16 protein-coding genes and 1 pseudogene are annotated in these 13,765 nt (G+C 69.9%); 9 read left to right on the top strand and 8 right to left on the bottom strand.

What is annotated here, in order from left to right; genetic code table 11:
- Positions 1–106 precede the first annotated feature (106 nt).
- The gene (locus BS75_RS10465) at positions 107–2,560 is read left to right on the top strand and encodes an ATP-binding protein (RefSeq protein WP_197091925.1); all 2,454 of its coding nucleotides are present in this window, start codon (positions 107–109) and stop codon (positions 2,558–2,560) included.
- A gap of 180 nt (positions 2,561–2,740) precedes the next feature.
- On the opposite strand, the gene BS75_RS10460 is transcribed toward BS75_RS10465, so the two are convergent.
- From BS75_RS10460 to BS75_RS10440, 5 genes are all read right to left on the bottom strand, one after another.
- Positions 2,741–3,373, bottom strand: a complete 633-nt coding sequence (locus BS75_RS10460; protein ID WP_034088028.1) for a hypothetical protein — start codon at positions 3,371–3,373, stop codon at positions 2,741–2,743.
- A gap of 42 nt (positions 3,374–3,415) precedes the next feature.
- Positions 3,416–4,639, bottom strand: coding sequence for a hypothetical protein (locus tag BS75_RS10455; RefSeq protein ID WP_034088027.1), 1,224 nt, complete (start codon positions 4,637–4,639; stop codon positions 3,416–3,418).
- A gap of 11 nt (positions 4,640–4,650) precedes the next feature.
- Positions 4,651–4,953 carry a DUF6317 family protein gene (locus BS75_RS10450; protein WP_034088026.1) on the bottom strand — a complete coding sequence of 101 codons (303 nt, stop codon included), beginning with the start codon at positions 4,951–4,953 and terminating at the stop codon, positions 4,651–4,653.
- Positions 4,954–5,334, bottom strand: coding sequence for an SAV_915 family protein (locus BS75_RS10445; RefSeq protein WP_152646287.1), 381 nt, complete (start codon positions 5,332–5,334; stop codon positions 4,954–4,956).
- Positions 5,335–5,703: 369 nt separating this feature from the next.
- Positions 5,704–5,973: a DUF3761 domain-containing protein gene (locus tag BS75_RS10440; RefSeq protein ID WP_042440614.1), complete on the bottom strand. Its 270-nt coding sequence runs from the start codon at positions 5,971–5,973 to the stop codon at positions 5,704–5,706.
- Between the two features lie 949 nt (positions 5,974–6,922).
- On the opposite strand from BS75_RS10440, the gene BS75_RS10435 reads away from it, so the two are divergent.
- A complete protein-coding gene (locus BS75_RS10435; protein WP_042440615.1) occupies positions 6,923–7,246 on the top strand; it encodes a hypothetical protein in 324 nt (107 codons plus the stop codon).
- Positions 7,243–7,479: a hypothetical protein gene (locus BS75_RS10430; protein WP_034088023.1), complete on the top strand. Its 237-nt coding sequence runs from the start codon at positions 7,243–7,245 to the stop codon at positions 7,477–7,479. Before BS75_RS10435 ends, BS75_RS10430 begins: the two co-directional genes overlap by 4 nt.
- A 197-nt stretch (positions 7,480–7,676) precedes the next feature.
- Here BS75_RS10430 and BS75_RS10425 read toward each other — a convergent pair whose 3' ends face one another.
- Positions 7,677–7,955: a hypothetical protein gene (locus BS75_RS10425; RefSeq protein ID WP_034088022.1), complete on the bottom strand. Its 279-nt coding sequence runs from the start codon at positions 7,953–7,955 to the stop codon at positions 7,677–7,679.
- 148 nt (positions 7,956–8,103) lie between these two features.
- Here BS75_RS10425 and BS75_RS52180 point away from each other — a divergent pair.
- The 5 genes and pseudogenes from BS75_RS52180 to BS75_RS10410 all read left to right on the top strand — a co-directional run.
- Positions 8,104–8,852 (top strand): annotated as a pseudogene (locus BS75_RS52180) (helix-turn-helix domain-containing protein); the annotation flags it as partial.
- 79 nt (positions 8,853–8,931) lie between these two features.
- Positions 8,932–9,150 carry a DUF397 domain-containing protein gene (locus tag BS75_RS50175; protein ID WP_052069319.1) on the top strand — a complete coding sequence of 73 codons (219 nt, stop codon included), beginning with the start codon at positions 8,932–8,934 and terminating at the stop codon, positions 9,148–9,150.
- Between the two features lie 31 nt (positions 9,151–9,181).
- Entirely contained in the window at positions 9,182–9,406 is a 225-nt protein-coding gene (locus tag BS75_RS48000; protein ID WP_156164238.1) for a hypothetical protein, read from the top strand.
- Between the two features lie 115 nt (positions 9,407–9,521).
- Positions 9,522–10,055, top strand: coding sequence for a hypothetical protein (locus BS75_RS10415; RefSeq protein WP_034088021.1), 534 nt, complete (start codon positions 9,522–9,524; stop codon positions 10,053–10,055).
- Positions 10,056–10,393: 338 nt separating this feature from the next.
- Positions 10,394–10,879, top strand: a complete 486-nt coding sequence (locus BS75_RS10410) for a hypothetical protein (RefSeq protein ID WP_034088020.1) — start codon at positions 10,394–10,396, stop codon at positions 10,877–10,879.
- An 84-nt stretch (positions 10,880–10,963) separates the two neighbouring features.
- On the opposite strand, the gene BS75_RS10405 is transcribed toward BS75_RS10410, so the two are convergent.
- A complete protein-coding gene (locus BS75_RS10405) occupies positions 10,964–11,791 on the bottom strand; it encodes an amidase domain-containing protein (protein ID WP_034088019.1) in 828 nt (275 codons plus the stop codon).
- A 243-nt stretch (positions 11,792–12,034) separates the two neighbouring features.
- Here BS75_RS10405 and BS75_RS10400 point away from each other — a divergent pair, with 243 nt between their 5' ends.
- The gene (locus tag BS75_RS10400) at positions 12,035–12,952 is read left to right on the top strand and encodes an alpha/beta hydrolase (RefSeq protein WP_042440618.1); all 918 of its coding nucleotides are present in this window, start codon (positions 12,035–12,037) and stop codon (positions 12,950–12,952) included.
- Positions 12,953–13,029: 77 nt separating this feature from the next.
- On the opposite strand, the gene BS75_RS10395 is transcribed toward BS75_RS10400, so the two are convergent.
- On the bottom strand, positions 13,030–13,686 hold the full coding sequence (locus tag BS75_RS10395; protein WP_034088018.1) for a TetR/AcrR family transcriptional regulator: 657 nt from the start codon (positions 13,684–13,686) through the stop codon (positions 13,030–13,032).
- Between the last annotated feature and the right edge of the window lie 79 nt (positions 13,687–13,765).

Genomic DNA, 13,765 nt, shown 5'->3' with positions numbered 1-13,765 from the left:
ACCTGCGGACAGACGCCGATCACCAGGCCGGAAACCCGGCCCAGTGGCCGTCCCGGGAGGCGGCGGCCCGTCTGCATTGCCTCGACGATGGCTGGTTGCCCATCCCGTGGGCTACTTTCCCGGACTTGCCCGGACGCTAGGCTTGCACCTGCCATGGCACGGGGCCCGCACAGGGCAACTGGGGGAAATGCACAGGGCGACGGGGGAAGATATGGCCGAAGCGCAGGCGAGCGCATTGCCGGATCCGCGGAATGCCTCGGATCTGGCTGAGTTCATCGAGCTGTTGGACCGGCTCCGGGTGTGGGGCGGCGACCCGTCCTTCCGGGACCTGGCGAAGCGGGTCGGGCTGCTGTTGCGTCCGCCGCAGCCGGTGTCGAAATCGACCATCGCCGACCTGTTCCAGCCTGGTCGGCGCAGGCTCAGCCAGGACTTGGTCGTGGCGGTGGTCCGCGCCCTCGGCCTCGACAAGCAGGCCGTCGACCAATGGCGCGCAGCGTGTGTGCGGGTCCACGCCAAGGCCAGGCCCCGACGCGCAGGGGCAAGGCCTGCCGAGCTGTCAGCCGATCTGACCGACTTCACCGGCCGCACAGCCGTGGCCGAACGCCTGGCGGCTCTGCTGGGGCAGGAGTCCTCCAGTCCTGCGGCGCCCGTGGTGCTCACGGCGATCAGCGGCAGCGGAGGCGTGGGCAAGACATCGCTGGCAGTGCACGTCGCACACCGTCTGCTCCGACGGTTTCCTGACGGTCAGTTGCAGGTCGACCTGCACGGCGCCGGCGCCGGCACCGTGTCGGCCGGTTCCCAGGACGTCCTCGCCCGGTTCCTGCGGGCTCTCGGCACACCGGCGGAAGAGATCGCCATCGATCCGGACGAGCGGGGCGCCCAGTACCGGAGCCTGCTGGCGGAGCGACGCGTACTGATCCTCCTGGACAACGTCCGCGACACCGCCCAAGTGCGCCCGCTGCTGCCGGGGGCTGGAGGCAGCCGGGTGCTGATCACCAGCCGCAGTGCACTCGTGGGGCTCGACGGAGCGGTTCGCCTGACCCTCGGCGTGCTTGAGGAGGAGGAGTCGCTGGCGCTCTTCCGCCGCGTCGTGGGCGCGGAGCTGGCGGCTGCCGAGCCGGAGGCGGAAGGTGCGGTGCTCGGGGCGTGTGCCGGTCTTCCGCTCGCGATCCGGCTCGCGGCCAGCAGGCTCGTAGCCCGTCCGGACTGGGCCGTGCAGGACCTGGCCGACCAACTCGCCGACGAGACACGGCGGCTGAACGTGCTCAGTGTGGAGGACCGCGCGGTGCGGGCGACCTTCGCGGTGAGCTACCGGAACCTGTCGCCTGAGCAGGCCCGAGCCTTCCGTCTGCTCGCGCTCAGTCCCGGGCCGGCGGCCACAAGCCTCCCTTCCGCCGCCGCGCTCCTGAACCTCCCGCCGCGCGAAGCCGCCGAGTACCTCGACGGCCTGGCCGCGGTGCACCTGGTCGAACAGTCCTCGCCCGGCCGCTACGCCATGCACGACCTCATCCGCATCTACGCCGCCGAATGCGCTCACACGGACGAGTGCGCAGACGAGCGCGACGCGGCGACGGACCGCCTGTTGCGCTGGCTGCTGTGCACGACCGGGGCCGCGTCCCGCGTGCTCCAGCCGGACCGACGCCACCTCGACCTCGCCTCCATGCAGTCGGACTGCCGACCGCTCACCTTCGACGGGTCCGACGACGCGCGCGCCTGGTGTGAGACCGAGGCCGACCACCTCGTCGCCGCTGTGGCACTGGCCGCCGAGTCCGGCCGGGACGAAATCGCCTGGAAGCTCGCCAACACGATGTGGGAGCTGTTCAACCTTCACGAGGAACGCAACGGCATCCCCACCTATGAACTGGCCTTGGCGAGCGCACGCCGGCTGGGCGACCCCGAAGCCGTCTCCTGGGTTCTCAACGCCCTCGCCCCTGCATACCGCCGCTTCCACCGGATGCCCGAGTCCGAAGCCTGCCTGCTGCAGGCCATCGAGATCCGCCGGAGCGTTGGGGACCTCCGAGGTGAGGCGTCCTGCCTGGGCAACCTGGGACACACCATGACCGAGGGCGGACGCGGGGCCGAAGCCGTGCCCCTCCTGGAGCGTTGCGCCGAGATCTTCCGCGGCCTCGACTTGCCCATCTTCGAAGGCGCCGCGCACACCAATCTGGGCGAGGCGCACAAACAGCTGGGTCACCTCGACATCGCCCTTGAACATCACCGGACCGCCCTCGGCCTTCACCGTGACGACGACGCCTTCCGCCGCGGGAGGGAGCAGAGCAACATCGCGGACACCCTACGGCGGCTGGACCGGTTGGACGAGGCAGCCGAGTACGCCCGGCGGGCCTACGAGGCCAACCGCCAGACAGGCAACCGCATCGACGAAGCCGTAGCACTGGAAGTACTCGGCCACGCCAGCACCGGCCAGGGGCAAGCCCTCGATGCCAGGCGACACTGGGAGCAGGCCCTGGCCATCCTCCACGACCTGCACCATCCCCGAGCCGCCGAGTTGGAAGCCCTGCTGCAAGCCGACACGGCTCCCGACCCCCGGCGGACCTGGTAGGCGGCATGCCGGCAATCAGCCGGCACGTTGCACCGCCCGACAGCGGTCTCTCTCCGATGTGAGCGGTGACGGGGCTCTTCGAGAGCGAGGCAGGCTCCGCCGGGGGACGGTCTCGCGCCTCCGCCTCCGGCCGAAGGCGCGGCGCGAGCGAGCGCGCCTCCCGCGGCGCGCGCGACGCCGTCAGCGGCCGCGCTTCCGCTGCTTCGACGAACCTCGCCGCACCGCAGCCCGGGAGCGCTGCTCGTCCGCGTAGAGGCGTTGCGCGGCGCGGGCGGCGCCCTCGCCCGGGAACTGGGCGCGGAGCGTCGCGGTGAACATGGCCAGCAGCAGTCCGCCGGCGATGGACAGGAACGGTACTGCCAGCAGGATGAGCAGCCGGCCGGCCAGGAACCCGGTCGGGGCCGGGCCGTCCAGCAGCCGATCCCGGCGGAAGCCGTACAGGACCAGGGAGCGGTACATCATCAGGTAGGCGGCTGCCGCAGGTGCGTACCAGACGATCAGCAGGGCGATCTTCGCGATCAGCGGGATGTGCCCGTTGAACGCGTAGTCACGGCTGAAGAGCAGGTAGGGGCCCAGGCTCAGGAACATGGAGCCGATGAAGGCGGCCAGCAGGAAGTACGCGAACGTCAGCGCCAGCCGTCGGGTCCAGTACGAGGCGCCTCGGGTCACCCAGGTTCGCCCCAGGTAGCCGATCTCCGGTTCCCCGTGGTTCGTCGCCGCGTAGGACTGGACGAGCCACTCGCGGCGCTGCAGGTGGTCGCGCCGGGACCACTCACGCAGCAGGTTCGCGAGCCACTCGCTGTTGGATGACATTCTCTGCTCTCCCGGATCGGTGGGTGGGCACGGCCGCCTGACTCAGAAGATGCTGTGCCACAGGCTCTTGACGGCCGCGACGGGGTGTTCCGCGGATTCACCGATCTGCTTTCCGGCGCCTACCACGTCGTTGTTCCACAGGTCCTTGAAGCCCTGCCCGACGCCAAGGCCGACACCGGCGACGACTCCGTGATTATGCACGTCCAGGTCCCACGGCACGTTGTGGGTGTACTCGCTGAACAGCGAGGTGGTCGCGTACCCGATGATCGGGGCGAACGGTCCGGTCTCGGCGCTCAGGATCTCCGCGCCGATGCCCAGGAGGTTCGCGCCGCCGTCCACGGCGACCGCGTGCGGCCAACTCCAGCCGAGTTCGTGGTCGTACTTGGCCTGGGCGTACGTCCCGAGCGTCGCGGCGAGGACGTCCAGGACGGGCAGCTGGTCCCCGATCTTGATGAGTCGGCTGTCGACCTTCTCCTCGTCCAGCAGGTCGGAGATGGTCGTGTTGAACCACTTCCCCTTGAGCTTCTCGGCCTCCAGCGTCTCCACCGCCGCCTGCTCGGCCGTGAGTGACTTGACCACCTGCCGGATGTCCGCGCGTGCCAACTGCGCTTCACGCCGGGTCAGCGGGGTCTGTCCCATCTTGAGGTCCCGGTAGTAACTCTGCAGCGAGCCGATGTCCTTGGCCAGAGTCGCCTGCTTGCGGCCGGTGGGCAGGTAGAAATAGTCGTGCATGAGGGCCGCGATCGACGATCCCTCCGCCGACCCCAGCAGGTCCGGATTGGCGGTCGGGTCGAGGATGGCGAGCATGGCGGACAGGTGCGCCTTGGCGTCCTCGCGGGCCTGCTGGGCCTGGGCCTGGGCGGCGGCAACCGCTCCCTGGTAGGTGTTCCAGGCCGTCATTACGGCTCCGGACAGCTGCTGCCCCGGCACCGGATCGCCGGAGGCGTCGAACTTGACCCCCGCTGCTGCGGCCGGTCGCGCGGCGTTGTCGCACTGGCTCTGGGCCGCAGCCAGCGCTCCGCTCAGCGTCGCGAGTGTGGCGCAGGCACTGGCGACGTTCGACGCCAGGATGCTGGTGGCTGCAGCGTCCTGTTCCCAGGCGCCGGTGAACAGACTGGCTGCGTCGCCGTTCCACCCGGTATCGCCGACGAGGTGCGACACCACGCCGTCGATGGCGTTGACCACATCGTCCAGCGGGTCCTTGGCCTGTCCGAGTTGGAACCTGATTCCGTTCAGGCCGCCGATGTCGCCCGCTATCTCCGCCATCTTCGTCCCCGTCAGGTGTAGGCATCCATCATGGTCTGGAACAGCCGTGCCACGTCAGCGTTGCTCCCGCTGTAGTTGTCGTGGCAGGTCTTCAGCGCCGAACCGTGCGCGGCGAGTTGCTTCACTATGCCGTCGTGGATGGCGCCGATGGAGATCAGCAGGTCCCGCAGGACGGTGTCCAGGGTGGGATCCCCGGTCTCAACCGGGGCAGGTGACAGGATGCCCTGAAGGGACTGGACTTCCGCCGACTGGGCGGTGAAGGTGCTCGCGGCGTTCGCGAGGTCGTGCAGGACCACCTGGTAGCCGGCGCCCACTCAGACCACCTGCTCGATGGCGTCCCGCACATCCTGTGCGGTCCACCGCGCGGAGCCCGGATCCAACACGGGGTCAATCAGCACGCGGTCCACCTGCAGCGCGTCCGCCAGGGCGCTGAACAGCAGGGCCGGAAGGCCGATCCAGGGCTGGTTCGGGCCGAGAGCGGCGACCAGTCGGCGGGGACTGCTGAAGCCGATCGCGACGACGTCCCCGTTCGAGAGGCGCCGCAACTCGACGCCGGCTTCGACCGGACCCATGGCGGGATGGGCCGGAACGCAGAGGAGGTCGGTATCGCGCGGCAGAGCGGTGCCACCGGCCGGACCCTCCAAGGGTGCCGCTATCGACGGCGAGCGTTGGATCATACGTTCGTTCGATATCACGCGGCGCAGGCTACTCCAGCGAAGGACGACGGGGGAGCGGGTCGCGGGAAGTCGACCCCAGGCCGAGCGCCTCGCCGGCCCCGCGCGTCTGCCGACCGTGCCACCCGACCACGCGCCCGGTGCGACCCTGGGTCGGCAGCCGACCGGCGCGCTCTGCGCTCACGCTGCGGTCCGTGGACGGGTCCCTGCGACGGAGGTCGGCACGGGCGTTGAGGAGCCCGGCCGTGCCGCCGCAGGCATCCCTCGGCATTGCGATGGTCCAGCGCCCGGCCCCCGCCTCGCAGGGCTGCTGCCAGGCCCTGGCGGTAGCGACCGGGTATCGCCGAGTCGCTGCGCCGCGACGGGCGCGGGACCGTGCTGCCTGGCGAACTACTTGAACCAGTACCTCACGCCGTGGTGGTAGGAGCAAGTGCCGGACGAGTGCGCGCTGTAGCTGATCGAGTAGTCACGGCACTGGGCCGTCTCCCGCTTGTTCGCGGGGCGCTGGCGGTGGGTCCAGCCGCACAGGCCGGTGGTGTGACGGACGCAGCTGTGCGCGGTGTTGTTGGCGGGCAGCGAGGTGGCTGCCATCGCGTCGGCGGCCGGGGCCAGCGCGAACGCGGCAGCCGCAACTATGACCGCGAGGGAACGACGAAGCACGGGTCTCCTTGGGTGGTGAGGAATTGTCAGACCCTACCGAGCAGGATCCGGTCGTGTGTGCGATCCATCGAAACCGCAAGCCAGTCGAGGGCGCTGGCGTGGTGGTACCGGGCCGAGGACGGTCGATCCGGCGCGGGTGCAGGCCGTCCACCGGTTCTCCACCCGTCCCTCAACCCCTGGGCCGACGTGGGTCGAACGGCCCCGACGTAGCTTGTTGTCAGGGGAAGAACCGCAGTGAAACTGCGGAATACGGAAGGATCTCCGCCATGTTGATCAGCCTCATCATCCGCCTCGTCAGGGCACTCAAGTCCGGTCGCCAGTCCGGCACGGAGGGCCGTCGTCGGGATCGCTGAGACGCGTAGCGTCAGTTGCTTCAGTCGACCTGTCGCACGCCCCTGAGGGGCACAGCGGCCGACTCGGGAATGAGCACCGGAGTCGTCTCCCATGGACCAGACGCGCGAACGCTCTTGCGACCGACGGCTGGCCTTCGTCAGCTCCTTGCGGGGGAGAGACCGAGAGGGACGACGGGACGATCACCCGCCGGACCGTGAGGACCGGTAAGGACCTGCGCGGACCTGGGCCGAACTGGCACCGCCGCTGGAAGCTCGTTCGTGGAAGTCCGTCTGCACGAGGCTGCTGCCGAGAGGGCTGTGTGGCCGGAGCGGGAAGATGGAAGACGCGGGTGCCGGGGGGCGGCGGGGCCAGGGACGCTGCTCGGTGCCGTTGCTGCACAGCTTCACGCCCTGTGCACGGCCGGTCGCCCCGGATCGATCCGGGGCGCGAGCTGCCGCTGTTGGGCGACCACCGCTGTTGGGCGACCACCGCACGACAGCCGGCCGTCGGGCGCCCACACCGGGATCGAGGGGACCCCGAGGCAACCGATGGGCCCCGCCCGGACCAGGCCCGCCCAGGCCAGGGCGTCGGCTGCGGGACGCGAAGGCGGGACGTGATGACCAAGACCACTTCGGGCCACGGTGACGCGATGGTCCTGTTCGGCATCACCGGCGATCTGGCCAAGAAGATGCTGCTGCCCGCGCTCTACCAGCTGTCACTGAAGGACAGGCTGCCAGAGCGCATCATCGGGGTCACTCACGGTAACTGGAGTGTGGAGCGGCTACGCGGGCACGCTCGCGACGGCGTGGCCGCGCACGGGCCGATCGACGAGACGGCCTCCGCCCACTTCGCGGGGAGGCTGCGGATGGCGACGATCGACTACGACGGCCCCGAGACGCCGCGACCGGCAGGCCGCCCGAGTACTAGCCTCCGGGCATGACACGGATCGGCAAGTACCGGTGGCGCAGCAGAATCCGCGTGCACCTGCCGTGGTTCATCCTCAACCTGGAGGTGGCCGCGAAGGGGAAGCGGGACTGCGGAGCCCACGAGTGGTACAACCACGACAACGTCGTTGCCCACTGCTATCACTGCCGAGCGGGCGAACACCCCTGGAGCGCCGACCTGATCGGCTCTGCCAATGCCGCCGGTGCGCAATCCGAGCTCGACCGCTGACCTGCAGCCGGGGCAAGCGAAGGCTACTGCTCGTCCTGGGGCGGTTCGGCGGCCCCTGGGCAGGCAACGTGGACACGTGCACGGCGGGAAGCTCTGGCTGAGGCCGGGGGAAGGGAGCGGACTCGGGTCGACGTGCGGAAGTTCGGTCTGCTCGCCGGTGGCTGCGTTGAGCAGGTGCACCGTGAGCGTCATCCGGCTCACTCCACGCACCCGCTCTCGGCGACGGCGGCCGCGTCGATGCGGTGCGCGAGAGCAGCAGCCTCCAGCAGGGTCGCGAGCCGGTCGAGGGCCGCAGTCCCGATTGTGCCCAAGCGTACGCCGTACCCGCCGTTCGGCATTGGCCGGACGGTGCCGGCGGTCACCGGCACCTGAAGCCGGTGCATCACGGCCAAGAAGCGCAACTGTGCTGCATGGGCGGCCTCAGAGTGGTCGCCGGCCGACTCTGCCCCTGGTCGCACTTCGGTCTGATCGTCCATCAATATTCGCTCCTGGCTCCGGGAATATCACTGTCCGTATTCCAATGGTTCCGCAGCGACTGGTGGGGGAACAGGATTTACCGGGGACAGGGGGGATCTGTCCCGACTCGAATGTCGGTCGGTCCAACTTCGGTGCGAAGGAGTTGCCGTGGCTCGGCGAAGGACATCCAGATTGGGCCACGCGGCGGACACCACTGCGGCCGTGTTCGGCAAGCTCCTGCGGCGGCTCCGGGAGACAGCGGGGCTTACGGCCGACGCCCTGGCGCCGGCGATCGACTTCGACCGGTCTATGGTCACCAAGGTGGAGGCAGGCACCCGCGCTCCGTCTGAGGGATTCGCCGTCGCCTGCGACCGGGTGCTTGAGACGGGCGGTCTGCTGGCTGCCATGTGGGCGGAGATCGACTGGACAGCGCCCAAGAACCACCCCAACTGGTTCGAGCGTCGGGCGGCCCTGGATGAGAAGGCCTCTGCGATCCGGGTATTCGGGTCCGACGTGCTGCCAGGCCTGGTCCAGACCGACGCCTACGCCAGGACGCTACTGCGCCGCGAATCCGCAGACAATCTGGACGGGCGCGTGGCGGCCGCCTCAGTCGACAGGACCGATTCCTGGACGAGGACGGACCGCTGCTGATCGTGGTACTGAACGAGAGCTCGGTCCGGCGCTCAGTCGGCGGTCCGGGCGTGATGCGGCAGCAGCTGCAGCACTTGCTGACCATCGGCAAGCGGCCCAACATCTGCATCCAGGTCGCCCCGATCGACTTCCCAGATCTCCGGCCGCCCGACATGCCGCTGTCCCTGATCACCATGCCGGACGGGGCGGAGTGGCTCTACAGCGAGTCCGCGGAGCGCGGCTATCTGAACGACGACCTGTCAATTATCAGCAAGTACCGGCAAATCTATGATGTGCTTTCCGCGAGCACGCTCAACCAGCGCGACTCGGCCCAGTGGATAAGCGAAGCAATGGAGAGACACGGTCATGAGTACCCCCCTCGACCTGGCTCAGGCCAAGTGGCGCAAGAGCACGTACAGCGGCCAGAACGGCGGCGACTGCATCGAAGCGGACCACGTATCGTTCGGCGACGCCGTCCCCGTACGTGACAGCAAGGATGTGTCGGGTCCGGTGCTGGCCTTCTCTGCTGCGGCGTGGTCGGCGTTCGTGGACGCGGTGAAGTCCGGCGAGCTGCCCGGCGTCTGATCGACTCGTGTCGCACGCGGCGGGGCCGCCGATGCTGGGATCCGAGTGGCGGTGCGCTGCGGAGGGCGAACGGGCCACGGCGCAGATGACGGCGGATCCCCTGCCGCACGTCGAATCCCCCTACGCCTGCTTCCGTGCCTACGCCGAGCTGGCCGAGCGGCTGTACGGTGACTTTCCGGCGGAGGAGCGCGAGAACGCCGCCCGCGCGCTCGCCCGTGTCACCGCGAAGGCGAACGCCGAATTCGCCGACCAGTAGTCGATATCGGCTGGTAGGCACGCCGATGTCGGGATCGACCACATGGCCGAGGGAACCAGGGATGCGGTAGACAGAGGCCCTTCACCGCTTACCTGTCCGACTCCGGGGGTCCACCATGACCGACGCACGGCCGCTGCTGCTCATCGACGTCGACGGGCCGCTCAACCCGTATGCGGCGGAGCCGGAGGAGCGCCCGGACGGCTTTGCGCTGCATGTGATGCGCCCGTCGGGCTGGGAGGAGCCGCTGCAGCCGCTCCGGGTGTGGCTCACGCCCGAGCACGGACCGCAGTTGCTCTCGCTGCCGTACGAGTTGGTCTGGTGCACGACCTGGGAGGCCGACGCGAACGAGTGGATCGGTCCCCGCGTGGGGCTGCCGGAGCTGGAGTACATCTCCTTCGAGGACGTCGACTCCCGGGACGTCGACGAGAGCCTGTACTTCAAGACGCCGACGGTCGTGGAGTGGGCGCGAGGACGGGCGTTCGCCTGGATCGACGACCAGGTGACCGACGCAGACCGGGCGTTCGTCGCCGACCACCATCCCGCCCCTGCACTGCTGATCACGGTCAGTCCCAGCACCGGGCTGCTGCCCGAGCACGTTCGGCAGCTCGCGGAGTGGGCCGCTGGCCTGGAGGTGCGCCCGGCGCGCTGAGCGCGCACGGCGGCCGGCCGGGCATCGGGTTCCGGCCCATGTGGTGACGGGACCGTGGGCGGGGGACACGGAGTACTTGCCCGGGGTGCCCCGCCTGCGGTGAGTCGTTGAGCGGGACCGGGTGGGCGCGCGGGGTGCCCCGGGTGGGCGTGCGACCGGCGGGGCGGGTGGGTTTGGTGTCGGCGGGGGCCGGAAAGCGCACCCCTGCCGACCTGGGCTTGGCCCTCCGGTGCTGGTCGGCGCTACGCTCCGAAGGTTGTCCGAAGGCCGCCGGACAGCGGGCGACCCACCGAGCCACCCACCGGGCGAGCGACCGACTAGCGGACCGAGGGGGTTCCGTGGCTGTGCTGGCTGTGACGGGCCATCTCCACCTCACCGGACCGACCGTGGCACTGGTCCGCACCGCGCTGTTGGAGCTGCTGCGGGCGCGGGCTGCGGAGGGCAGTCTGACCGGGATCTCGTGCATCGCCAAGGGCGCGGACAGCCTCTTCGCGGAGGCGGTGCTCGCGGTCGGCGGCGAGCTGGTCGCGGTCGTCCCCTCGGAGGACTACCGGGCTTCGACGGTCGGGCCCGACCACGCGGAGGTCTTCGACGGGCTGGTGGCGGAGGCGTCGGGGGTGATCGTGATGCCCTTCGACCACGCCGGGTCCGAGGCCTACGCGGCGGCCAATGCGCTGCTGCTGGAGCGGGCCGACGAGCTCGTGGCGGTCTGGGACGGAGTGCCCTCGACGGTGCGCGGCGGGACCGGCGACATGGTGGAGCACGCCCGCGCCGCCGGTATGACCGTGGTCCGGGTGTGGCCGGACGGGGCCGCGCGCTGCTGAGCGGGTGTCGACGGGCCCGAGCGGGTGTCACCGAGCCTGCCCGGGGAGGTGGTCCGCCCCGGGCAGGCTCGGAGTTCTACCGGATCAGACCTGCGGGCCGGCCGGGTCGCTGTAGCCGGGGGTGGCGAAGAGGCGGTTCTGCGGCACCGTGGTGGTGGGCGCGGTCGGCTGGGTCTGCGGACCGTGGATCAGCTCCTCCTCCGCTGCCCAGGTCCAGACCTCCACCAGGGCGTTGGGCACGAGCTGGACGACGTGCGAAGGCGCGTAGTAGTGGTATCCGTAGTCGAGCCGGGCGTTGTTGTGGGCGTCGACCAGCGGCTCGCTGGTCGCGGTCTGCGGGGTGACGATCAGACCGGTGTGGCTGGCCTCACCGTTCAGGCCGGCGTAGGTGACGACGATGTCGCCGGGCTTGGCCAGCTGCGGCTGGTCGCCGATGTCCTTGCCGATGCCCGAGTCCGCCAGGTAGTCGGACAGGTTGTGGTACTGCGGCAGCGGCGAGATCAGCAGCAGGTCGTAGACCTCGCCGTTGGGCGCGTGGTAGGTGAAGTAGTCGGACTGGGGGTCGTTCGGGCCCAGTCCGGGGATCAGGCCGGCGGCGGCGAGCGAGCGGGCCACGAACTCCGCGCACTGGTAGTTGTCCTGGCCGCTGCCGAAGGCCACCGGGGTGCTGTCGTTCCAGGCAGTCCAGTTCCAGTGGGCGTTGGCGTAGTCCACCTCGATGTCACGCATCACGGTGTCCGCGATGGAGTCGCGGTTGACGGCGGAGTGCGCGCTCGCCGGGGCGGAGCTGGCGGCAGCGGTGCTCGGCTGCGCGGCGAAGGCCGGAGCGCTGAGCATGGGCGCGCTGCCGACGAGGACCCCACCGAGGACCGCGGCGACGGCCAGACGCCTACGACGTGTCTGCTGCATCATTCATCCCTGCTGTTACTTGGTTTCATCGGAGAGGACCAGGAGGACTCGCCGCTCAGTGGAGCAGCCGAGACACACCGGTCCCAACCTCAACACGCCGCTCCGAGCTGCAAGGTTGCACTCAATACGAACTTCTTTACGAAATCACCTGTATGCGGGACGCAGTGACGCCCGGTCACAACAAAACTGTGCGAACGGTCGTGCTAATATCTGGCTGATCACCGGCCGATCCCTGGAGGACGTGGCATGGATGTCACTGCGGCAGTTGTCCGGTCGGCTCTCAACGGCACGTCACTGGTGTCCAAGCGGCTGGCCGGGAAGGGGGCACTGCGGCTGTTCCGGCTCCCACGGGGGAGGAGCCGGATCCGCACCGGGGAACGGACGGTGATGGCGCGTGCGCTGGTTCGGACGATCGATGCCGGAGGTCGCCCGGTGATGGTGTACCAGTGGGGCGACGGTAGGCGGCCGGTGCTGCTGGTGCACGGCTGGGAGTCGCGGGGCTCGCGACTGTCGGCATTCGTCGACGCCCTGCTGGATCGCGGCTACAGCCCGCTGGCCTTCGATGCACCCGGACACGGCGACTCCGAGGGCTCGACCACCACCGTCCTGGAGTTCCGCGACATTCTCGCCGAACTCCATGCCGAGTACGGCGATTTCGAGGCGGTGATCGCCCACTCGCTCGGCGTGGTCGGCGTATTCCTCGCGCTGCGCGGCAGTGTGCGGGCGGGCCGGATCGCCACCATCGGCGGCGTCGCCGATTTCGGCCTGGTGGTGGACGCCTTCTGCGCGGCGCTGCGGCTGCGGGCGCCGCTGGAGCGGGAGCTGCGGCGAAGGATCGAGCGCGAGATGTTCCCGGGCGAGGCGGACATCTGGGCGCGGTTCTCGGTGGTGCACCGGCCGGAGGAGGTCGCGCTGCCGATCCTGGTCGTCCACGACGAGGACGACGACACGGTCTCGCCGGACCAGGGGCGGCAGATCGTGGCCGCGTACGGCGACCGGGCCCGGCTGGTCAGTACGCGCGGCCTCGGCCACCGGCGGATCCTGGTCGCTCCGGCGGTGGTTGCCGAGGTACTCGACTTCGTGACGGCGCGGACCGCCGGGGAGGCGGGAGGGGAGCGGCACGGCGAACCGGACGGGTTGGCCGCCGAGGTCGCGATGCGCTGAGGTGCACTGAGGTGTATTCAGGTGCATTGGGGTGCATTCGGGTGCATTGAGGCGCGACGCGCGTTCCCCCGGGCCGGCTACGCGGTGGGGGTCGGGTCCGGGGGAACCAGGGACGGATCGGTCGCCGCCCAGCGCAGTCGGCTGCGGACGGCCTTGGTCGCCTTGGCGTAACTGCTCGGGTCGTCGTGGAGGACGGACTCGGCGTTGGCCGTCTCCAGGAACGAGACCAGCTCGAAGGCCAGTTGCGGGGCGTCGGTGTCCGGGGCGACCTCGCCTGCGGCGCGGGCCTCCTCGATGGTGGTCTCGATGAAGTCCAGCCAGGAGCGGCGGGCGCGGGCCAGCGCGTCGCGCACCGGGCCGGGACGGGCGTCGAACTCGGCCGTGACCGAGTAGAAGAAGCAGCCGCCGGGGAAGACCCGCTGCTGCGAGTAGGCGATCCAGTTGTCGCACAGCTGCCGGAGCCGGTCGAGACCGGGCGGGATGTCGAGCGTCGGCCCGACCACGTACTGGGCGTAGATCCTGATGGCCGCGCGTACGGTGGCGAGCTGCAGCTCCTCCTTGGAGCCGAAGAGCGCGAAGACCCCGCTCTTGCTCAGTTCCAGCTCACCGGCCAGCCTTCCCAGCGAGAGGCCCTCCAGGCCCTCGACCGAGGCGATCTGCACGGTCCGGTCCAGGACCAGCTGCCGGGTCCGGTTGCCGCGTTCGATCCGGTTGTCCTTGCGTTCCCCGGCCATCCGCCGCCTCCGCCTCTCTCGGACCCCTCGTCGGATCCCGCCTCGGACCCGGGATCGGACCCGGGCTCGGACCCTTCGC

Origin of the sequence: Streptacidiphilus albus JL83 (genome assembly GCF_000744705.1) — a bacterium.
Taxonomy (GTDB): Bacteria; Actinomycetota; Actinomycetes; order Streptomycetales; family Streptomycetaceae; genus Streptacidiphilus; species Streptacidiphilus albus.
Note: the sequence above shows the minus strand (reverse complement) of the source record. Positions and strands in the feature narration are given on the sequence as shown.